Below are 19,760 nucleotides of genomic sequence, written 5' to 3' on the forward strand. Positions count from 1 at the left end.
TTCTCTTAATGTGATGGTTCCCGGGAACCGATCGCATTATGCCCAGCGTTGCCGCCCGTGGTGCTGATTTTCCCCAAGCGCCAGGCCGACAGCGCCAGCAATGCCGCGCCTGCCGCCAGCACTTGCGGCAGCGTGGCGCCCCAGCGCGCGGCGGCGGAGGCCAGCAGCGGCCCCACGATCTGGCCGGCGGCGAAGGCCGAGGTCATGACGGCCGCGGCCCGTGGCGCGGCGCTGCCGGCCAGTCGTTGCGCCACCAGCATGCCCGATTGCGTGATGACCATGAAGGTGCCGCCCACCAGCAGCGCGGCGACGATGATCGCGGCGATGTCGTGCCATAGCGCCGCCGCCAGCATGCCCAGCGCCATCAACGCCTGCGCCCCGCGCCACACCGTCTTGTCGTCGCGGGCTTGCGCCACGCGCGGCGCCACCAGGCAGGAGAGCACGGCGGCCAGGCCGAACAATGGCCAGGCCCAGCCGAACACGGCGGGATCGGGAATGATCTCGCGCGCCATGGCGGGCAGGAAGGTGGCGGGAATGATGTAGCCGGCGCCGAACACGCCGTAATGCAGCGCCAGGCGGCCGATACCCGGCGGCAGGCGCCCGGGCGCGGGCGCGGCGGCCAGGTGGCGGGCCGGCCCGGGGCGCTTCAGCCCGGGCCAGGCCAGGACCGACAGCAGCAGCGCCAGTGCGCCCAGCGCGATCCAGTTTGCATTGGCGCCGACGCCGGCGGCCATCAATCCCAGACAGGCCAGGCCGGTCAGCGCGATGCCCGCGCCGACGCCGGCGTAGGTGATGGCCGACACGGCTGGCGCGCGCGGGTCGCCCGGGGCGACCGCGCGCGACGCGGCCACGCAGATGAAGGCGCTGGCGCTGCCATAGCCCGCCGCCAGCCGCAGCAGGCTCCAGGCCAGGACGCCGTGGAACGCCGGCATGGCCAGCGTCAGCACGGCCACGGCCAGCAGGCTGATCGCCAGCATGGCGCGCGGATGGCGCGGCGGCCGCACCGCCGCCGCCAGTGCGCCCAGCAGGTAACCCGCGTAATTGGCCGACGCCAGCCAACTGCCCTGAGCCAGCGACAAGCCGGCCTCCTGCGCCATCAACGGCCAGACCGGCGTGAAGGCGAAGCGGCCGATGCCCATGGCGGCGGCCAGCGCCAGCGCGGCCGGCAAGGCCAGGCGGATGGCGCCGCGCGGGGACGCGGGATCGGGGTGGGCGGCTATTGACATGGCTCCCACTCTACGGCTGTACTAATATCTTGAATAGTGAATTATTAAGAACATGAGTTCTTGAAATGAGAAATTTGGATCTCGACGCGCTGCAGATCTTCAAGGCGGTGGCCGACCACGGGGGCGTGGCGCGCGCCGCGGCCCACCTGAACCGGGTGCAGTCGAACGTCTCGACCCGCCTCAAGCAGCTTGAAGCGACGCTGGAGGCGCCGCTGTTTCGCCGCCAGAACCGGCGCCTGGTGCTGTCGGAACAGGGGCGCGTGCTGCTGTCCTACGCCGACCGCATGCTGCGCCTGTCGGCCGAGGCCCAGGCGGCCGTGCGCGACGGCGCGCCGCAGGGCCTGCTGCGCATCGGCACCATGGAAAGCACGGCCGCGGCGCGCCTGCCCCCTATCCTCGCGACGTATCACGCGGCCTGGCCGAAGGTGCGGATCGAACTGGTCACGGGCACGTCGGGCGCGTTGGCGGCCATGGTGCGCAACTACGAGATCGAGGCCGCCTTCGTGGCGCAGCCCTTCGACGCGCAGGGCCTGGCGCAGCAACCGGCTTTCGAGGAAGAACTGGCGCTGATCTCGCCGCTGGCCTGGCCCGAGATCCATGGCCCCAAGGATGTCGGCGATCGCAGTGTCATCGCGTTCGCGGCGGGCTGTTCGTACCGACGCATCCTGGAATCCTGGTTCGGCCAGGAAGGCGTGGCGCCGGGCAAGGTGATGGAATTCGCGTCGTACCACGCCATCGTCGCGTGCGTGGCGGCAGGCTCGGGCGTGGCGATCGTGCCGCGCTCGGTGCTGGCGCTGCTGGGCGCGGAGCCGTCGCTGCGCGTGACGCCGCTGGCTGGCAGGCATGGCCGCGCGCAGACGCGATTGATCTGGCGCGCGGACGACGAAACGCCTGCATTGCAGGCGTTGCGGCAGCTACTGGCGCAGCGGCGCCAGTAGCCGATGGGACGTGGGTATCAGAAGCGGTAGCCGACGCCCAGCGTGGCGACCCACGGGTTGATGCGGGCGGTGCCGATGTGTTCGCCGTTGAGCTTCACCTTGGACTTGATGTCGATGTAGCGGATGTCGGCGTTCATGAACCAGCGTTCGCTGATCTTGATGTCCGCGCCCAGTTGCGCGGCCACGCCCCAGGAATCGCCCATCTTCAGGTCGGAACCCTTGAGCGCGCCCTCGGCCTTGGTGTCGAAGAACTTGGTGTAGTTGATGCCGACGCCGATGTAGGGCTGAACCATGCTGTCGGGCAGGATGTGCCATTGCAGGCTGAGGGTCGGCGGCAATTGCTTGCTGGAACCGATCTTGCCCAGGCCGCTGCCGCGCACGTCATGCTGGAACGGCCAGGCGCCCAGCAGTTCGATGCCGATGTTGCGCGTGGCCATGTAGGCCAGCGTGAAGCTGGGGCGCACGTTGTTGTTGGCGTCGAGCTTGACGGTGCCATCGAGCACCGTGCCGTTGTTGGACGCGGGGCGTACCTGGGTCGCGCCGACCCGGAACAGGATGTCGCCGGCTTCGTGGGCATGGGCGGGGGCGGCAAGCATCAGGGGGGCGCCGCAGGCAGTGGCCAGGGCAAGGGCGCGCAGGCGCCGAGACATCGCGAACATTTTCCTCTCTCCGTGTATTGCGTGAATGCAGGCATTCAGGTTCGCAGAGGCGGGAAAAGCGGGCCTTGACGTGTATCAAGCGGCAACGCGGCGCGTGGTAGCGGCGCCACAAATACGTACGAATCGGACTCAACGCAAGTTGTCGGTGCCACGCGGCACGGCATACGCGTGGCGGAAATAGTCGCGCACCGCGCGCATCGGGCCGGTGATGTCCGCGCCCTTGCGCCACGCCAGCCCCACGTTCATCGGCGGGATCGGATCCTTCAACTGGATGGTCTCGATGCGCCGGCCTTCCAGCGACCACGGCCGATAGACCATGTCCGACAGCACCGCCACGCCGCCGCCATTGGCCACCATGCTGCGCACCGCTTCCACCGAAGAGGTGCGCAGGCGCACGTCGGGGCGGAACGGCGTCTCGCTCCAGTACCGCAGCGCGGTGTGCGCGGCCTCGTCGACGGTCAGCATGATGAACGGTTCGTGTGCCACGTCTTCCAGCGTGACAGTGTCGCGCGCCAGCAGCGGATGTCGCGCCGGCACCCACAGCCGCCGCGGCGAGCCGAAGAAATGCTCGACGGCCAGTTCCGGGTTCACCACGTTCGAGGTCAGCAGCACCGCCATGTCGTAGCGGTGTGCGATCAAGCCTTCCTCGATGGCGTTGCGGTTCAGTTCGTGAAGTTGGATGTCCAGGTTGGGATAGAGCTGCGACAGGCGCTGCAGGTGGTACGGCAGGAAGTAGCCGATCACGGTATAGGACGCAGCCAGCAGCAACCTCCCGCTCTCGCGACCGTCGGCGCTGGGCATGCGCAGCGCCTCGTCGACCGACGACAGGATGTTGTAGGCGTGGTTGAGGAAGCCGCGCCCGGTCTCGGTCAACGCCACGCCGCTGGCGCTGCGCTGGAACAGCGGCGAGCCCACGATCTCCTCGAGTTCGCGGATGGCGGTGGTGACGGCGGATTGCGAGATCGCCAACTGGATGGCCGCCTGCGAGATCTGCCCGAGTTCGGCGGCCGCGACGAAATACTTGAGCTGCCGGAGGGTAAGCGACATGGCGGCGATATCTGATTAATAGATAGTCAGCCACCAGAATATCTGTTTATCCGCGCCATAGGGGTGCACCGAATCTCAGGGAAATCCCTGAAATTTCATAGGAATCCGGTAATTGCCCTGATTTGGTGCGTAATGCGGGGCATCAAAAATTCAGATAACCGTTGATCCGAAAAAAGAACTTTTTATCCCTCGGGCGCTTCGCTACTGTGCAGGCATTGCGCGGGCCACCGGGCCGCAGATGGAAGGAGATCCTGTTTCATGAGCAAGGCGACGATAGACCTGAACTCCGACATGGGCGAGGGATTTGGTTCCTGGAAGATCGGCGATGACGTCGACGACGCCATCATGCCGCTGATCAGCTCGGCCAACATCGCCACGGGCTTTCACGCCGGCGATCCCAACATCATGAACCGCACCGTGGTGATGGCGCGCGAGCATGGCATCGGCATCGGCGCGCATCCCGGCTTTCGCGACCTGGTCGGCTTCGGCCGCCGCGATCTGAACGAGAACGCCGAGGGCCTGGTCAACGACATCGTCTACCAGGTCGGCGCCCTGCGCGAATTCGCCCGCCTCTATGGCCTGCGGCTGCAGCACGTCAAGCCGCATGGCGCGCTCTACATGCGCGCCGCGCGCGACGAAACCCTGTCGCGCCGCCTGGTGCAGACGCTGCGCGACCTGGAGCCCACGCTGATGCTGTATTGCATGGAGAACTCGCTGACCTGCAAGGTGGCGCGCGAGCTGGGCCTGCCGGTGGTGCGCGAGTTCTACGCGGACCGCGACTACGACGCCAGCGGCTCGATCGTGTTCACGCGCTACACCCAGGCGCTCGATCCGGAGCAGGTGGCCGACAAGGTGCTGCGCGCGTGCACCGACGGCAAGGTGCGCACCGTGGATGGCCGCGACATTCCGATCGGCTTCGACTCCGTCTGCATCCACAGCGACACCCCCGGCGCGCTGGCGCTGGTGCAGGCCACCCGCGCCCGCCTGGAGGCGCACGGCATCCGCATCGCGCCGCCGCGGCTGTCCTGATCCGTCCATCATTCCCATACATTCCAAGGAGAAAACCCCATGTCGCAGCAAGAAATCCAGAGCCCTCTGCCCGGCACCTTCTACCGCCGTCCCAGTCCCGACGCCGCGCCGTTCGTCGAGGTGGGCGCCGCCATCCAGCCCGGCGACGTGGTCGGCATCGTCGAGGTGATGAAGCAGTTCAACCAGATCGAGGCCGAGATCGGCGGCGTGGTCGCCGAGATCCTGGTGGCCGACGGCGACCCGGTCGAACCCGGCCAGGCGCTGCTGCGGATCGAGGGCTGAGGTATGGGCGTGCATTCCTTCTACCGGCCGCGCCGCATCCACACCCTGCTGGTCGCCAACCGCGGCGAGATCGCGCTGCGGGTCATTCGCGCCGCGCGCGAGCTGGGCATGCGCACGGTGGCGGTCTACAGCGACGCCGATCGCGACGCCCTGGCGGTGCGCCTGGCGGACGCGGCGGTGCACATCGGACCGGCGCACGCCACGCGCAGCTATCTGAACGCCGAGGCCCTGCTGGCGGCGGCGCGCGACAGCGGCGCCGACGCGATCCATCCGGGCTATGGCTTCCTGGCCGAGAACGCCGACTTCTCGCAGGCCGTGACCGACGCCGGCCTGGTGTTCGTCGGGCCCGATGCCCGCACCATCCGCAGCATGGGCGACAAGGCCGCGGCGCGCGCCTGCGCCAAGGCGGCGGGCGTGCCCACCGTGCCGGGCAGCGAGGGTGTGGTCGGCTCGCTGGACGAGGCCCTGAGCCATGCGGCGCAGATCGGTTATCCCTTGATGATCAAGGCGAGTGCCGGCGGCGGCGGACGCGGCATCCGCGTGGCGGCCGACGAGGCGCAGCTGCGCGAGGCCATCCCCATGGCCCAGGCCGAGGCGCGCGCCGCGTTCGGCGATGGCGGCGTCTACCTGGAGCGCTACCTGCCGCGCGCCCGCCATATCGAGGTGCAGGTGCTGGGCGACGGCGAGCGCGCGGTGCACCTGTTCGAGCGCGAATGCTCGCTGCAGCGCCGCCGCCAGAAGGTGTTCGAGGAAGCGCCGTCGCCGGCGCTGAGCCCCGCGCTGCGCCAGGCGCTGTGCGAATCGGCGCTGCGCCTGACCGAATCGGTGGGCTATCGCGGCGCCGGCACGCTGGAATACCTGTACGACGAGACCCGCGGCGAGTTCTACTTCATCGAGATGAACACGCGCATCCAGGTCGAGCATCCCATCACCGAGGCCATCACCGGCATCGACCTGGTGCGCGAGATGCTGCGCATCGCCGACGGCGAGCCGCTGCGTTTCAAGCAAGCGGACATCGTCATGCGCGGCGCCGCCATCGAATGCCGCCTGAACGCCGAAGACCCGGCGCGCAACTTCGCGCCCGGCCCCGGCACCGTGTCGCACGTGCGCTGGCCGGCCGGTCCGGGCGTGCGCATCGACTCGATGGTGTATGCCGGCAGCGTGGTGCCGCCCTATTACGATTCGCTGCTGGCCAAGTTGATCGTGTGGGACGAGGACCGCGACGCCGCGCTGGCTCGCATGGCGCGCGCGCTGGATGAAACCGAATTCGAAGGCGTGCCGTCGACGCTGTCCCTGCATCGCGCCCTGGTGGCCGACGCGGGCGTGCTGGCGGGCGACTATCACACCAACTATCTGGAAAGCTGGATGCAGCAGCGGGAGGGGACCCAATGACGGTGCGCTACACCCATGGCGGAGATGAATTCATCTTCGCCGAGATCAGCGAATCGATGTCGCTGGCGGCGTTCTTCAAGGGCATGGCGATCACGCGCGCGCTGCGCGAACGCGCCGTGCCCGGCGTCACCGAGATCTGCCCGGCCAACGCTTCGTACCAGATCCGCTACGACCCCGAGCAGGTCGCGCCCGAGGCCATGCTGGCCATCCTGCGCGAGATCGAGGCCACCATCGACCTGGACAACCTGCGGCTCGACACCCGCGTCATCCAGGTGCCGGTGCTCTACAACGACCCCTGGACCCACGAGACGCTGATGCGCTTTCGCGAGCGCCACCAGGACCCCGACTCGACCGACCTGGAATACGCGGCGCGCATCAACGGCTTTGCCGATACCGATGCATTCATCGCCGCGCATTCCAGCGCGCCGTGGTTCGTGTCGATGGTCGGCTTCGTGGCCGGGCTGCCGTTCATGTTCCAGATGGTCGAACGCGAACGCCAGTTGGAAGTGCCCAAGTACCTGCGGCCGCGCACCGACACGCCCAAGCACACGGTGGGACATGGCGGTTGCTTCGCCTGCATCTATTCCGTGCGCGGCGCGGGCGGCTACCAGATGTTCGGCGTGACGCCGGCGCCGATCTTCGAGCCCGCGCAGCGCCAGGCGCACCTGCGCGACTCGATGGTGTTCTTCCGTCCCGGGGACATCGTCAAGTTCAAGCCGATCAGCCGCGGCGAGTACGACGCCGCGGTGGCGCGGGTCGAGGCCGGCACCTTCCAGCTCGACATCCGTCCCGTGTCGTTCTCGCTGTCCGAATTCATGGCGGCGCCCGAACAGTACAACGCCCGCCTTCTGGAGACGCTCCATGTCGCATGACGAACCGCTCATCGAAGTGATCAAGCCCGGGCTGGCGACGTCGGTCCAGGATCGTGGCCGCCAGGGCTACTACCACCTGGGCATTCCACCCTCGGGCGCGCTGGACCAGTACGCGCTGGCCGCCGCCAACCTGCTGGTGGGCAACCCCGAGGACGCGGCGGTGCTGGAATGCACGCTGATGGGGCCCGAACTGCGCTTCACCCGCGCCGCGGTGATTGCCGTCACCGGCGCCACCATGACGCCCAAGATCGATGGCCAGGCACAGGCCTGCAACACCGCGCTGGCGGTGCCGGCCGGCGCCAGGCTGTCATTCGATTTCGTGCAGGCCGGCGCGCGCGCCTGCCTGGCGATCGCCGGCGGCATCGACGTGCCCGAGGTGCTGGGTAGCCGCTCGACCTACACGCTGGGCGCCATCGGCGGCTTCGAGGGCCGCCGCCTGCAGGCCGGCGATCGCCTGCGCGTGGGCGCGCCGCGCCCCGGGACGCGGGTCGGCCGCGCGCTGCCGGCGGCGCTCGCCAGCGAGTGTCCCAAGGAACAGGTGCTGCGCGTGGTGCCGGGCCTCTACGACCATCGCCTGATGCCGGAATCGGCCGCCTCGTTCTACGAGGACGCCTGGAGCGTGACCTCCGAGGCGGACCGCATCGGCTACCGCTACAAGAAGGGCCGCGCGCTGAAGTTCCAGCCGCGCGAACAGCCGTTCGGCGCCGGCGCCGATCCGTCCAACATCGTCGACGCCTGCTATCCCATTGGTTCGATCCAGGTGCCGGCGGGGGTGGAACCCATCATCCTGCATCGCGATGCCGTGTCCGGCGGCGGCTACGCCATGATCGGCACCGTGATCAGCGCGGACCTCGACAAGGTCGGCCAGATGCAGCCCAACCAGCAGGCCCGCTTCGAGCGGGTCACGCTGGAGACGGCCTTGCAGGCCCGCAAGGACTACCGCGCCCGCCTCGAGCGGCTGCGCGCCGCCCTGGGCTGATCTCCGCCCCGCTTTCCCGTTGATTGCCGCTTTCCTTCCGGCCCGTTCCGACGGGCCGGACGGGCGCGCTCGCGCCTGTGCATTTGAGTTTCACACGCTGCACGCTGCACGCCGTACCCGTCCGCATTCCGCGGTTCTTCAGCACGTCAGGAGAGCCTCCATGGCCAACCTTGCTTCCAGCTCCTCGTCCTCCGACCGGGACACTTCCCTAGCCACCGTGGCCGATGCCGATCGCATGGGCCGATTCCCGCTCACCATGGCCTGGTGGGCCGTGTGCAGCGCCATCTTCTACATCGTGGTCGGCGCCACGCTGGCGCTCAACTACGGCGCCCGCAACGCCATCATCGGCATGGTGCTGTCGGTGATTTCCTATGGCCTGATCAACGCCGTGATCTCGCGTTACGCCATCCGCACCGGCCAGTCGGTGGCGCTGTTCTCTCGCAGCGTGTTCGGCACCTCGGGCGCGGCGCTGGCCACCCTGATCTTCTTTGCCACCGCCATCTATTACGCCGTGTTCGAGGGCTCGGTGATGGCGGTCGCCGCGCACCACATGTTCCCGGCCGTGCCCTACTGGGCCTTCGCGCTGCTGGTGGTCGTCTACAGCGTGCTGCTGATCTTCGGCAGCGTGCAGCGCTGGCTCGACAAGTTCAACGGCGTGCTGCTGCCCTTCTACCTGGGCGGCCTGCTGCTGGCGGTGGCGCTGGCCACGCGCGAGTACGGCTACAGCGACGCCTGGCTGGCGTTCGGCCCGGCCGGCGGGCCGGTGGCGGGAGGCTGGTGGGACGCCTACGTGTACTACATGGGCGTGTGGATCCTGATGATGTTCACCTTCGACTACGCGCGCTTCGGCCGCCGCGAAGACGCGCGCTACCACGGCCGCTACAACTTCGGCATGCCGTTCTACCTGGTGACCTTCCTGCTAAACGGCGTGGCCGGCATCTACCTGGTCGCCATCATTCCCGGCGATGGCGCCCTGAGCGAAGTATCGGTGGTGCTGGCGCTGCTCAAGCTGATGGGGCTGGGCGGCCTGTTCTTCGTCTGGGTGACGCAGACCCGCATCAATACCGCCAACTACTACCTGGCCACCATCAACATGCAGGCCTTCTTCGCGCGCTTCGGCCGAGCGCGCCTGTCCAAGGCCGCCTGGGCGGTGATCGTGGGCGCGGTGTCATATGCGCTGATGCTGTTCGACGTGTTCGCCTATCTGCTGCAGGCGCTGGCCTACCAGGGCATCTTCGTGGTGGCGTGGGTCGCCGTGGCGCTGGTGCACATCCTGGCGGTGGACGAAGCCGCGCCGACGCCAGGCGGGGGCAGCGCCTACAACCGCCGCGGCCTCGGCGCCTGGTTCGCGGGCGCGGCCAGCGGCCTGGTGCTGATGCACCTGAACGGCATCGCCGCGACCTTCGCGGCGCCGGCGAGTTTTGTGGTGGCGGGCGCGGTGTACTGGCTGGGGCAGGCGGCGGTCTCGGGGCCGCGGATGCAGCGCGGCGGCGCCTAGTCGCGCGGCGTCCCTCGCTGGTCGGGGCGCCGGCTCAGGCCAGCGCGGCCAGGAACACGAGCGCGCCCAGCGCCAGCATGAGGAAGGGGCTGATGCGCGTGTAGACCAGCGCCAGCGTGGAGACCGCGGCCACGCCCCAGGCCCAGGCGCCGCCTTCGGCGGCCCGCAGTACCGTGCACGACGAGGCCAGGATCATGCCGGCGGCCACCGGCACCAGGCCCGCCTCGATGGCGCGGACGCAGGTGGCCTGGCGGTAGCGCGCCCAGACCCGCGCCAGCGCGTAGATCAACAGCGAGCAGGGCAGGAAGATCGCGATCGACGCGGCAATCGCGCCCAGCCACCCGCCCACCTGCCAGCCGATCAGCGTCACCAGCAGCGACGCCGGGCCCGGCGTGATGCGGGACAGCGCAAAGTAATCCAGGAACTGCGATTCGCTGATCCAGCCATAGCTGTCCACCGCCTGGCGGTGGATGTCGGGCAGGATGCTCTGGCCGCCTCCGACCGTCAGGAACGACAGCGGCGTGAACACCGAGAACAGGTCGTGCAGCGTGGCCAGGTTCATGGTTGCCGCTCCCGGCGCCGCAGCCGCGCGTAGGCGATGCCGATCGACAGGGGCGCCATCGCGCCCACCACCCACAGCAGCGGCAGGCGCAGCAGGAAGATGGCGGCGAAGGTCGCGCCCATGACGGCGGCCGGCACCCAGCCCTGCAGCGCGCGCCGGGCGGCGCGCAGGCCGGTCTGCAGCGACACCCCGACCGCCGCCGCCGCCACGCCCGCCATGGCCACGTGCAGGCCCTGCGACTGCGCCATGCTGGCGAACAGCGCGGCCGCGCCGATGGCCACCAGCATCGGCGGCACGGTGATGCCCAGGCCGCCCAGCAGCGCGCCGGCGCCGCCGCGCAGGCGAAAGCCGATCCAGATGGCCAGGTTCACCACGTTCACGCCCGGGAACGACTGCGCCAGCGCCAGGCCGCTGAGGAAATCGGCTTCGGACAGCCAGCGCCGCTGCTGCACGAATTCGCGCATCATCCAGCCGCTCAGGCCGCCGCCGAAACTGGTCAGGCCGACCTTGGCGAAGGCCAGGAAAATCTGCGGCAGTGTCGGCGGGGCGGCAACGGCGGGGTCAGCGGAGGACATGGCGGGCGGCGCGATGGGGTCAATGACCGCATCTTACGCAATGCGAAATGTCGGCTGGCTGAAAGAATTTCGCCGCCGGGCACGACGTGCCGGGCGGCGAAAGCGGGGGCCGGGTCGGTGACCGGCGCGGCAGCAGCGCGGTCAGCGCGGCAAGTCGCTCGACCCCATCAGGTAGGCGTCCACCGAGCGCGCGCACTGGCGGCCTTCGCGGATGGCCCAGACCACCAGCGACTGGCCGCGACGCATGTCGCCGGCGGTGAAGACCTTTTCCACGTTGGTGCGGTAGTCGTCGGTGTTGGCGCGCACGTTGCCGCGCGCGTCGCGGTCGACGCCGAAGGCATCCAGCACGGCCTGCACGGGCGACACGAAGCCCATGGCAAGCAGCACCAGGTCGGCCTTGATCTCGAATTCCGAGCCTTCGACCTCGCGCATCTTCATCTGGCCGGTCGATTCATCCTTGAACCACTCGACGCGGGCGCCGACCAGCTTCTCGACCTTGCCGTTGCTGCCCTTGAGCAGCTTGGTGGTCACCGACCAGTCGCGTTCGCAGCCTTCCTCGTGCGAGGACGAGGTGCGCATCTTCAGCGGCCAGTAGGGCCAGGTCATGGCCTTGTTCTCGGACTCGGGCGGCTGCGGCAGCAGTTCGAACTGGGTGACCGAGGCGGCGCCATGGCGGTTGCTGGTACCGACGCAGTCGGAACCGGTGTCGCCGCCGCCGATCACCACCACGTGCTTGCCCTTGGCCAGCGTCTGGTTGGTGAGGCGGTCGCCCGCCACGGCCTTGTTCTGCTGGCGCAGGAAGTCCATGGCGAAATAGACGCCCGACAGCTCGCGGCCCGGCACCGGCAGGTCGCGCGGGGTTTCCGAACCGCCGCTCATCACCACGGCGTCGAATTCGGCCAGCAGCGAGTCCGGGGTGCGCACGGTCAGCCCGTCGGCCACCGGGTCGGTCGGCTTGCCGACGTAGGTCGAGGGCGCGAATTCCACGCCTTCGGCTTCCATCTGCGAGATGCGGCGGTCGATCTGGTGCTTTTCCAGCTTGAAGTCGGGGATGCCGTAGCGCAGCAGGCCGCCGATGCGGTCGCTCTTCTCGAACAGCGTCACCGAGTGGCCGGCGCGCGCCAGTTGCTGCGCGCAGGCCAGGCCGGCAGGGCCGGAGCCCACCACGGCGACCTTCTTGCCGGTCTTGCGCGCCGGCACTTGCGGCGTCACCCAGCCCTCGGCCCAGCCCTTGTCGATGATGGCGTGCTCGATGGACTTGATGCCCACGGCGTCGCTGTTGATGTTCAAGGTACAGGCGGCCTCGCACGGCGCCGGGCAGATGCGGCCGGTGAATTCCGGGAAGTTGTTGGTGGAGTGCAGCACGTCCAGCGCGCGGCGCCAGTCCTGCTTGTACACCAGGTCATTCCAGTCGGGGATGATGTTGTTGACCGGGCAGCCGTTGTTGCAGAACGGGATGCCGCAGTCCATGCAGCGCGCCGCCTGCTGCTTGGCCTGGTCGTCGGTCAGGTGCAGCACGAATTCGCGCCAGTTCTTCAGCCGCTTCTGCGGGGCCTCGGAGGCCTCCTGCAGGCGCTGGTATTCCATAAAGCCGGTAATCTTTCCCATGGTATCCCTCACGCAGCCAGTTGTTGCGGGTTGGCTGCACGCCACATTTCACCCAATGCGCGGCGGTAGTCCGTCGGCATGACCTTTACGAATTTGCCGCGCGAGGCTTCCCAGTCGCCCAGGATTTCGCGGGCGCGGAAGCTGCCGGTGTAGCGGAAGTGGTCTTCCACCAGGCGGCGCAGGATGGCTTCATCCGTCTCGCGCTCGCCGCCGCGCTGCGCGCTGTGCCAGACGTCGATGTTGTTCTGGGCCTGCTGTTCCGCGTGCGGCAGCACGGCTTCCAGTTCGACCATCGACAGGTTGGCGCGCTGCTTGAGCGTGCGTTCCGGATCCCACACATAGGCCACGCCGCCCGACATGCCGGCGGCGAAGTTGCGGCCGGTGGCGCCCAGCACCACCACGGTGCCGCCCGTCATGTATTCGCAGCCGTGGTCGCCGGTGCCTTCCACGACCGTGGCGGCGCCCGAGTTGCGCACCGCGAAGCGTTCGCCGGCCACGCCGTTGAAGAAGGCCTCGCCCGCCAGCGCGCCGTACAGGACGGTGTTGCCGGCAATGATGTGGTCGGGGCCGAAGCCGCGGAAGTCATTGGGCGAGCGCACGATGATGCGGCCGCCCGACAGGCCCTTGCCGACGTAGTCGTTGCCTTCGCCCACCAGGTCCATGGTGATGCCATGGGCCAGGAACGCGCCGAAGCTCTGGCCGGCGGTGCCGTTGCACTGGATGTGGATGGTGTCGTCCGGCAGGCCGTCGTGGCCGTAGCGCGCGGCCACGGCGCCCGACAGCATGGCGCCGATGGTGCGGTTGCGGTTGCGAACCGGCACGATGAACGAGACCTTCTCACCGCGCTCCAGCGCCGGCTTGCTGCGCTCGATCAACTGGTGGTCCAGCGCGCCGGCCAGGCCATGATCCTGTTCTTCGGTCTGGCGCACTTCGGCATCGGACTGCGTCTGGTGGAACACGCGGGTGAAGTCCAGGCCCTGCGCCTTCCAGTGCTCGACGCCCGAGCGCATGTCCAGCAGGTCGGCGCGGCCGATCAGGTCGTCGAACTTGCGGATGCCCAACTGGGCCATGATCTCGCGCACTTCCTCGGCGATGAAGAAGAAGAAGTTGACGACGTGCTCGGGCTTGCCCTGGAACTTCTTGCGCAGCACCGGATCCTGCGTGGCCACGCCCACCGGGCAGGTGTTCAGGTGGCACTTGCGCATCATGATGCAGCCTTCGACGACCAGCGGCGCCGTGGCGAAACCGAATTCGTCGGCGCCCAGCAGCGCGCCGATGACGACGTCGCGGCCGGTCTTCATCTGGCCGTCGGCCTGCACGCGGATGCGGCTGCGCAGGCGGTTCAGCACCAGCGTCTGCTGGGTTTCGGCCAGGCCCAGTTCCCAGGGCGTGCCGACGTGCTTGATGGACGAGACCGGCGAGGCGCCCGTGCCGCCGTCATGGCCGGCGATCACGACGTGGTCGGCCTTGGCCTTGGCCACGCCCGCGGCCACCGTGCCGACGCCGACTTCCGACACCAGCTTGACCGAGATCGAGGCCTTGGCGTTGACGTTCTTCAGGTCGTGGATCAGTTGCGCCAGGTCTTCGATCGAGTAGATGTCGTGGTGCGGCGGCGGCGAGATCAGGCCCACGCCCGGCACCGAGTAGCGCAGCTTGGCGATGTACTCCGAGACCTTGTGGCCCGGCAACTGGCCGCCTTCGCCGGGCTTGGCGCCCTGCGCCATCTTGATCTGGATCTGGTCGGCCGACGACAGGTACTCGGCGGTGACGCCGAAGCGGCCGGAGGCCACCTGCTTGATCTTCGAGCGCAGCGAGTCGCCCTTCTTGAGCGCGACGTCGGCTTCGATGCGTTCGGAGCCGAGCACCGAGGCCAGCGTGTCGCCGTCCTTGATGGTGCTGCGGCCTTCGCGCATTTCGGCGCGGTAGCGCAGTTCGTCTTCGCCGCCTTCGCCGGTGTTGGACTTGCCGCCGATGCGGTTCATGGCCACGGCCAGCACCGAGTGGGCCTCGGTCGAGATCGAGCCCAGCGACATGGCGCCGGTGGCGAAGCGCTTGACGATGTCCTTGGCCGGCTCGACGTCATCGAGCGGGATGGCGCGCGACGGATCGAAGCGGAACTCGAACAGGCCGCGCAGCGTCATGTGGCGGCGGCTCTGGTCGTTGATGATCTGCGCGTACTCCTTGTACGTGCGGTAGTTGTTGGCGCGCGAGGCGTGCTGCAGCTTGGCGATGGAATCCGGCGTCCACATGTGCTCTTCGCCGCGCACGCGGTAGGCGTACTCGCCGCCCGCTTCGAGGTCGTTCGCCAGGACCGGGTCGCTGCCGAAGGCGGCGCGGTGCTGGCGCAGCGCTTCCTCGGCCACCTGGAAGATGCCGATGCCTTCGATGTTGGAGGCGGTGCCGGTGAAGTACTTGTTCACCAGGCTGCTCTGCAGGCCGACCGCTTCGAAGATCTGGGCGCCGGTGTAGGACATGTAGGTGGAGATGCCCATCTTGGACATCACCTTGTTCAGACCCTTGCCGATTGCCTTGATGAAGTTCTTGACGGCCTTTTCCGGGTCGCTCATCTTGCCCAGCGATTCCAGCGCCAGGTAGGGGTGGATGGCTTCGGCGCCATAGCCGCCCAGCAGCGCGAAGTGGTGCACTTCGCGGGCCGAGCCGGTTTCCACCACCAGGCCGGTGTTGGTGCGCAGGCCGGCGCGGATCAGGTGCTGGTGCACCGCCGAGGTGGCCAGCAGGGCGGGGATGGCCACGCGCTCGCTGTCGACCAGGCGGTCCGACACGATCAGGATGTTGTAGCCGCTTTGCACCGCGTCCACGGCGCGCGCGCACAGCGCGGCCACGCGGGCTTCGATGCCCTCGGGGCCCCAGGCGGCCGGGTAGGTGATGTCCAGCTCGAAGCTGCGGAATTTCTTGCCCGTCACCTGCTCGATGTCGCGGATCTGCGCCATGGCGGCGAAGTCCAGCACCGGCTGCGACACTTCCAGGCGCAGCGGCGGGTTGACGTTGTTGATGTCCAGCAGGTTGGGCTTGGGGCCGATGAACGACACCAGCGACATCACCATCTGCTCGCGGATCGGGTCGATCGGCGGGTTGGTGACCTGGGCGAACAACTGGCGGAAATAGTTGTAGAACGGCTTGGCGCGGTCGGACAGCACGGCCAGCGGGGCGTCGTTGCCCATCGAGCCGATCACTTCCTCGCCGGTCGAGGCCATGGGTTCGAGGATGAACTTGTAGTCTTCCTGGGTCCAGCCGAAGGCCTGCTGGCGATCCAGCAGCGACACCGACGATTGCGTGGCGACGGCGGCCTGGCGCGGGGCCGGCAGCGATTCGAGCTTGATCTGCAGGCGTTCGATCCACTGGCGGTACGGACGGCTGTTGGCCAGTTGCAGCTTGATCTCGGCGTCGTCGATGATGCGGCCCTGTTCCAGGTCGATCAGGAACATCTTGCCCGGCTGCAGGCGCCACTTCTTGACGATGCGGTTCTCGGGGATCGACAGGGTGCCGGCTTCCGAGGCCAGGATGACCATGTCGTCGTCGGTCACCAGGTAGCGCGCCGGGCGCAGGCCGTTGCGGTCGAGCGTGGCGCCGATCTGGCGGCCGTCGGTGAACGCGACCGCGGCGGGGCCGTCCCACGGCTCCATCATGGCGGCGTGGTATTCGTAGAAGGCGCGGCGGCTTTCGTCCATCTGCGTGTGCTGTTCCCAGGCTTCCGGGATCATCATCATCATGGCGTGGGCCAGCGAGTAGCCCGAGTTCACCAGCAGTTCCAGGCAGTTGTCGAACGTGGCGGTGTCCGACTGGCCTTCATAGACGATGGGGTACAGCTTCTTCAGGTCGTCGCCCAGCACGGCCGACTGCATCATGCCTTCGCGGGCGCGCAGCCAGTTGAAGTTGCCCTTGACCGTGTTGATTTCGCCGTTGTGGGCGATCATGCGGTACGGGTGGGCCAGCGGCCAGGCCGGGAAGGTGTTGGTCGAGAAGCGTTGGTGCACCAGCGCCAGCGCCGACACGGTGCGCGGATCGGCCAGGTCGCGGTAGTAGCGGCCGACCTGGTCGGCCAGCAACAGGCCCTTGTAGACCACGGTGCGCACCGAGGCCGAGGGCACGAAGTATTCCTTGCCGTGCGCCAGGTGCATGTTCTGAATGGCGTGGCTGGCGGTCTTGCGGATCACGTACAGCTTGCGTTCGAGCGCGTCGGGCACCATCACATCGGCGCCGCGGCCGATGAACAACTGGCGGATCACGGGTTCGCAGTCGCGCACGGTGGGCGACATCGGCATGTCGACGTCCACGGGCACGTTGCGCCAGCCCAGCACGACCTGGCCCTCGGCGCGCACCGAGCGCTCCAGTTCCTGTTCGCAGGCCAGGCGCGAGGCGGTTTCCTTGGGCAGGAACACCATGGCCACGCCGTATTCGCCGGGCGGCGGCAGGGTGATGCCGTGCTGGGCGAACTCGTCGCGATAAAGCGTGTCCGGGATCTGGATCAGGATGCCGGCGCCGTCGCCCATCAGCTTGTCCGCGCCCACCGCGCCGCGGTGATCGAGGTTTTCCAGGATCTTCAGGCCCTGCTGGATGATGGCGTGGCTTTTCTTGCCCTTGATGTGCGCCACGAAGCCCACGCCACAGGCGTCATGCTCGTTCTTGGGGTTGTACAGGCCCTGGGCCGGCGGCAGGCCGATGCGGCTGGCATCGATCGGGGTCGCCTTGGGGGTGGGACAGGATTCGTTCGGGGTGATTTGGGGCATGGCGCGCTCCGCAGTAAGACTGCGTTCTAATGTTGCAGTGCAGGAACGGACAATACCCCCGTAGGCAGTAGGGTGCAATAGAAACATAAGGGGTGCGACCCTAATTTATTCATTGCACCGTCATAGAGCATTAATATGGGGACATAACAAGGCCCGCACCAATCAAGGCTTGCGGCGACAGTGCGCCGACCCGCACGGGCCTCAAGGGGGTGAATCCCTCGATTTCGCCATGTTTTGTCCCCAATTATTGTGATGCTTTTTGGCGAATTCGGAGGCCGGTCGGCGCCTCTCGGCTGGCGTGCGAACGCACGCGATCCTGCCGCCTCGGAGATTGCGGCGGCATGAAAAAAGCGCCCGAAGGCGCCTGGTCAGGAGGATGATCCGCTTCCGGAGGTTCCGTTGGATGGCGGTGACGCCGGCGTCGCGGCCCCCCCGGTATCGCCGCCGGACTCGGCGGCGGCCGGCGCGGCCGGCTTTTTGCGCGGCCGTCCGCGTTGGCCCGGGGCCACGCGGCGGCTGGCGGTATGGGCCAGGCTGGCGATGAAGCTCGGGCCGCCCAGCGCCCACTGGCCAGAAACGGCCTGGTCGATGCGCTGGCTTTCCTCGCGCGACAGGCCGTCCTGCAGGCGCTTGCGGTAGTTGGCCTGGCGGTCGAAGGGCGTGTTGCCGCAGGCCCAGTAGTCGGCATGGTCGGACTGCCACTGCGCCGGCGCTGCCGTGGTATTGCCGGTATGGCTGGAGGCCGAGGACCAAGGCCAGGAATCGGGATCCTGCGACGCGCCGCTGCGCACCGGATAGGTTTCCAGCCAGACCAGCGCGGGCAGCACCCAGGCGCCGGGCTCGAGCAGGGCGGATCGATAGCGGCCCGCGAACACCCGACCGCCGCGCAGGCGCGCCGCCAGGTTGCGGCCCAGCGTCTGCATCAGGCGCGGCAGGCCTTCCTCGTCGGCGGGGGTGGCCAGCAGCAGGATGCGGTCGTTGGCGAGCAGCCAGCCATGCACCGACACGCGGTGGCGCTGGGCCGATTCGCCCAGCCACGTGGCAAGCTGATTGAGGATATCGGCCGGGGCGGGCTGCGATGCCGCCGCCAGCGGCTGAATGAAATTGGCCTGCACCAGTTGGGGCAGCCCAGGGGCGTACAGACGGGGCAGACGGGCCATAGTGTCAGGGCTTGCGCTTCCAGAAGAACGGGTTGTCTTCTCTCACGTATATAAATAGTGCCACGGTGAACGCTGGTCAAGCCCCGCGATCACAATATGGGCGCGGAATCGCTACTTTTTGTGGAAAGGACTCCGATTCGGGCAGGTTAACATTCGGCGACGGATCCTCGTACCGTGGATATACCCTAATTCCGACCGAATTTTCTTCAGCCTCAGACCCGGAGACCTCCCATGCCCGCCTCCCTGGAACTCATTTCCCAGCATCGTTGTTTCGGGGGGGCGCAGCGCTATTACCGCCATGAGTCGGCCGAGATCGGCCTGCCGATGCGGTTTTCGGTGTTCGTCCCGCCGCAGGCCGAGCACGGCCCGGTGCCGGTGCTGTTCTACCTGGCCGGCCTGACCTGCACCGAGGAAACCTTCATGATCAAGGCGGGCGCCCAGCGCCTGGCCGCCGAACTGGGCGTGATGCTGGTGGCGCCCGACACCAGTCCGCGCGGCGCCAACGTGCCGGGCGAAGACGAGAGCTGGGACCTGGGCACCGGCGCTGGGTTCTACCTGGACGCGACCACCACGGCCTGGCGCGCCCACTACCGCATGGATAGCTACGTGACCCGCGAGCTGCATGGCATCGTCACCACCGCCCTGCCCGGCGACGCCGCGCGCGTCGGCATCTTCGGCCATTCGATGGGCGGTCACGGCGCGCTGGTGCTGGCGCTGCGTCACCCGGGCAAGTTCCGGTCGGTCTCGGCGTTCGCCCCGATCGCCGCGCCCAGCCAGTGCCCGTGGGGCCAGAAGGCGTTCGGCGCCTACCTGGGCGAGAACCGCGACGACTGGGCCGCCTACGACGCCTCGGCCCTGATGCGCGGCTTGCGCCAGCCATTCCCCGGCGGCATCCTGGTCGACCAGGGCACCGCCGACCAGTTCCTGGCCGAGCAGTTGTATCCCGAGGTATTCGAGGCCGCCTGCGCCAGCGCCGGCCAGCCCCTGGTGCTGCGCCGCCAGGAAGGCTACGACCATGGCTATTACTTCATCTCGACCTTCATCGAGGATCACATCCGGTTTCACGTCGAGCGGCTTGGAAAGCCGGTCGCCTGACCCCTCGCTTCTATACTGGGCGGCCTGCCGTGGCAGGCCCGCGGCGGCTCCCGCCCGGCCCCTGGCCGCGGCGCCCTTTGCATAGGATCG

Annotated in this window: 16 protein-coding genes; 8 read left to right on the top strand and 8 right to left on the bottom strand. The window is 68.2% G+C overall.

The genetic code is table 11. The features are described from left to right. Positions 1-5: 5 nt before the first annotated feature. Positions 6-1,226 (bottom strand): YbfB/YjiJ family MFS transporter, encoded by a 1,221-nt coding sequence (locus AAID08_RS01055; RefSeq protein ID WP_395757270.1) that lies wholly within the window; start codon positions 1,224-1,226, stop codon positions 6-8. 65 nt (positions 1,227-1,291) lie between these two features. Between AAID08_RS01055 and AAID08_RS01060 the strand changes: the two genes are divergently transcribed. Next, a complete protein-coding gene (locus AAID08_RS01060) occupies positions 1,292-2,164 on the top strand; it encodes a LysR family transcriptional regulator (RefSeq protein ID WP_116791679.1) in 873 nt (290 codons plus the stop codon). 17 nt (positions 2,165-2,181) lie between these two features. On the opposite strand, the gene AAID08_RS01065 is transcribed toward AAID08_RS01060, so the two are convergent. Beyond that, positions 2,182-2,823 carry an OmpW family protein gene (locus AAID08_RS01065; RefSeq protein ID WP_049070597.1) on the bottom strand — a complete coding sequence of 214 codons (642 nt, stop codon included), beginning with the start codon at positions 2,821-2,823 and terminating at the stop codon, positions 2,182-2,184. A 129-nt stretch (positions 2,824-2,952) separates the two neighbouring features. Next, a complete protein-coding gene (locus tag AAID08_RS01070; RefSeq protein WP_049070599.1) occupies positions 2,953-3,870 on the bottom strand; it encodes a LysR family transcriptional regulator in 918 nt (305 codons plus the stop codon). A 258-nt stretch (positions 3,871-4,128) separates the two neighbouring features. On the opposite strand from AAID08_RS01070, the gene AAID08_RS01075 reads away from it, so the two are divergent. From AAID08_RS01075 to AAID08_RS01100, 6 genes are all read left to right on the top strand, one after another. Further along, positions 4,129-4,899 carry a 5-oxoprolinase subunit PxpA gene (locus AAID08_RS01075; protein ID WP_049070601.1) on the top strand — a complete coding sequence of 257 codons (771 nt, stop codon included), beginning with the start codon at positions 4,129-4,131 and terminating at the stop codon, positions 4,897-4,899. A 39-nt stretch (positions 4,900-4,938) separates the two neighbouring features. After that, complete coding sequence (locus AAID08_RS01080; RefSeq protein ID WP_049070603.1) at positions 4,939-5,181, top strand: acetyl-CoA carboxylase; 243 nt, start codon at positions 4,939-4,941, stop codon at positions 5,179-5,181. Positions 5,182-5,184: 3 nt separating this feature from the next. Next, positions 5,185-6,573, top strand: a complete 1,389-nt coding sequence (locus tag AAID08_RS01085) for an acetyl-CoA carboxylase biotin carboxylase subunit (RefSeq protein ID WP_395757271.1) — start codon at positions 5,185-5,187, stop codon at positions 6,571-6,573. Next, positions 6,570-7,445 carry an allophanate hydrolase subunit 1 gene (locus tag AAID08_RS01090; RefSeq protein ID WP_064524554.1) on the top strand — a complete coding sequence of 292 codons (876 nt, stop codon included), beginning with the start codon at positions 6,570-6,572 and terminating at the stop codon, positions 7,443-7,445. The genes AAID08_RS01085 and AAID08_RS01090 overlap by 4 nt, the downstream gene beginning before the upstream one ends. Continuing rightward, a complete protein-coding gene (locus AAID08_RS01095; RefSeq protein WP_049070609.1) occupies positions 7,435-8,424 on the top strand; it encodes a biotin-dependent carboxyltransferase family protein in 990 nt (329 codons plus the stop codon). The genes AAID08_RS01090 and AAID08_RS01095 overlap by 11 nt, the downstream gene beginning before the upstream one ends. A 160-nt stretch (positions 8,425-8,584) precedes the next feature. Further along, positions 8,585-9,922 carry a cytosine permease gene (locus tag AAID08_RS01100; protein WP_054503722.1) on the top strand — a complete coding sequence of 446 codons (1,338 nt, stop codon included), beginning with the start codon at positions 8,585-8,587 and terminating at the stop codon, positions 9,920-9,922. Between the two features lie 34 nt (positions 9,923-9,956). On the opposite strand, the gene AAID08_RS01105 is transcribed toward AAID08_RS01100, so the two are convergent. The 5 genes from AAID08_RS01105 to AAID08_RS01125 form a co-directional block, all read right to left on the bottom strand. After that, a complete protein-coding gene (locus AAID08_RS01105) occupies positions 9,957-10,484 on the bottom strand; it encodes a chromate transporter (RefSeq protein WP_054503721.1) in 528 nt (175 codons plus the stop codon). Next, on the bottom strand, positions 10,481-11,059 hold the full coding sequence (locus tag AAID08_RS01110; RefSeq protein WP_054503720.1) for a chromate transporter: 579 nt from the start codon (positions 11,057-11,059) through the stop codon (positions 10,481-10,483). The genes AAID08_RS01105 and AAID08_RS01110 overlap by 4 nt, the downstream gene beginning before the upstream one ends. Before the next feature lie 141 nt (positions 11,060-11,200). Then, the gene (locus AAID08_RS01115) at positions 11,201-12,667 is read right to left on the bottom strand and encodes a glutamate synthase subunit beta (RefSeq protein WP_054503719.1); all 1,467 of its coding nucleotides are present in this window, start codon (positions 12,665-12,667) and stop codon (positions 11,201-11,203) included. A gap of 8 nt (positions 12,668-12,675) precedes the next feature. Beyond that, positions 12,676-17,415, bottom strand: coding sequence for a glutamate synthase-related protein (locus tag AAID08_RS01120; protein WP_054503718.1), 4,740 nt, complete (start codon positions 17,413-17,415; stop codon positions 12,676-12,678). A 368-nt stretch (positions 17,416-17,783) separates the two neighbouring features. Beyond that, complete coding sequence (locus AAID08_RS01125) at positions 17,784-18,575, bottom strand: hypothetical protein (protein ID WP_054503717.1); 792 nt, start codon at positions 18,573-18,575, stop codon at positions 17,784-17,786. A 231-nt stretch (positions 18,576-18,806) separates the two neighbouring features. Between AAID08_RS01125 and fghA the strand changes: the two genes are divergently transcribed. Beyond that, positions 18,807-19,670 carry an S-formylglutathione hydrolase gene (gene fghA / locus AAID08_RS01130; protein WP_395757272.1) on the top strand — a complete coding sequence of 288 codons (864 nt, stop codon included), beginning with the start codon at positions 18,807-18,809 and terminating at the stop codon, positions 19,668-19,670. Positions 19,671-19,760: the final 90 nt, after the last annotated feature.

Origin of the sequence: Achromobacter sp. EB05, from assembly GCF_044232075.1 — a bacterium.
GTDB classification, from domain to species: domain Bacteria; phylum Pseudomonadota; class Gammaproteobacteria; order Burkholderiales; family Burkholderiaceae_B; genus Achromobacter; species Achromobacter dolens.

Coding starts and splice junctions, on each gene's coding strand:
- AAID08_RS01055 (WP_395757270.1), bottom strand. CDS start 1,226: ATGTCAATAGCCGCCCACCCCGATCCCGCGTCCCCGCGCGGCGCCATC.
- AAID08_RS01060 (WP_116791679.1), top strand. CDS start 1,292: ATGAGAAATTTGGATCTCGACGCGCTGCAGATCTTCAAGGCGGTGGCC.
- AAID08_RS01065 (WP_049070597.1), bottom strand. CDS start 2,823: ATGTTCGCGATGTCTCGGCGCCTGCGCGCCCTTGCCCTGGCCACTGCC.
- AAID08_RS01070 (WP_049070599.1), bottom strand. CDS start 3,870: ATGTCGCTTACCCTCCGGCAGCTCAAGTATTTCGTCGCGGCCGCCGAA.
- AAID08_RS01075 (WP_049070601.1), top strand. CDS start 4,129: ATGAGCAAGGCGACGATAGACCTGAACTCCGACATGGGCGAGGGATTT.
- AAID08_RS01080 (WP_049070603.1), top strand. CDS start 4,939: ATGTCGCAGCAAGAAATCCAGAGCCCTCTGCCCGGCACCTTCTACCGC.
- AAID08_RS01085 (WP_395757271.1), top strand. CDS start 5,185: ATGGGCGTGCATTCCTTCTACCGGCCGCGCCGCATCCACACCCTGCTG.
- AAID08_RS01090 (WP_064524554.1), top strand. CDS start 6,570: ATGACGGTGCGCTACACCCATGGCGGAGATGAATTCATCTTCGCCGAG.
- AAID08_RS01095 (WP_049070609.1), top strand. CDS start 7,435: ATGTCGCATGACGAACCGCTCATCGAAGTGATCAAGCCCGGGCTGGCG.
- AAID08_RS01100 (WP_054503722.1), top strand. CDS start 8,585: ATGGCCAACCTTGCTTCCAGCTCCTCGTCCTCCGACCGGGACACTTCC.
- AAID08_RS01105 (WP_054503721.1), bottom strand. CDS start 10,484: ATGAACCTGGCCACGCTGCACGACCTGTTCTCGGTGTTCACGCCGCTG.
- AAID08_RS01110 (WP_054503720.1), bottom strand. CDS start 11,059: ATGTCCTCCGCTGACCCCGCCGTTGCCGCCCCGCCGACACTGCCGCAG.
- AAID08_RS01115 (WP_054503719.1), bottom strand. CDS start 12,667: ATGGGAAAGATTACCGGCTTTATGGAATACCAGCGCCTGCAGGAGGCC.
- AAID08_RS01120 (WP_054503718.1), bottom strand. CDS start 17,415: ATGCCCCAAATCACCCCGAACGAATCCTGTCCCACCCCCAAGGCGACC.
- AAID08_RS01125 (WP_054503717.1), bottom strand. CDS start 18,575: ATGGCCCGTCTGCCCCGTCTGTACGCCCCTGGGCTGCCCCAACTGGTG.
- fghA (WP_395757272.1), top strand. CDS start 18,807: ATGCCCGCCTCCCTGGAACTCATTTCCCAGCATCGTTGTTTCGGGGGG.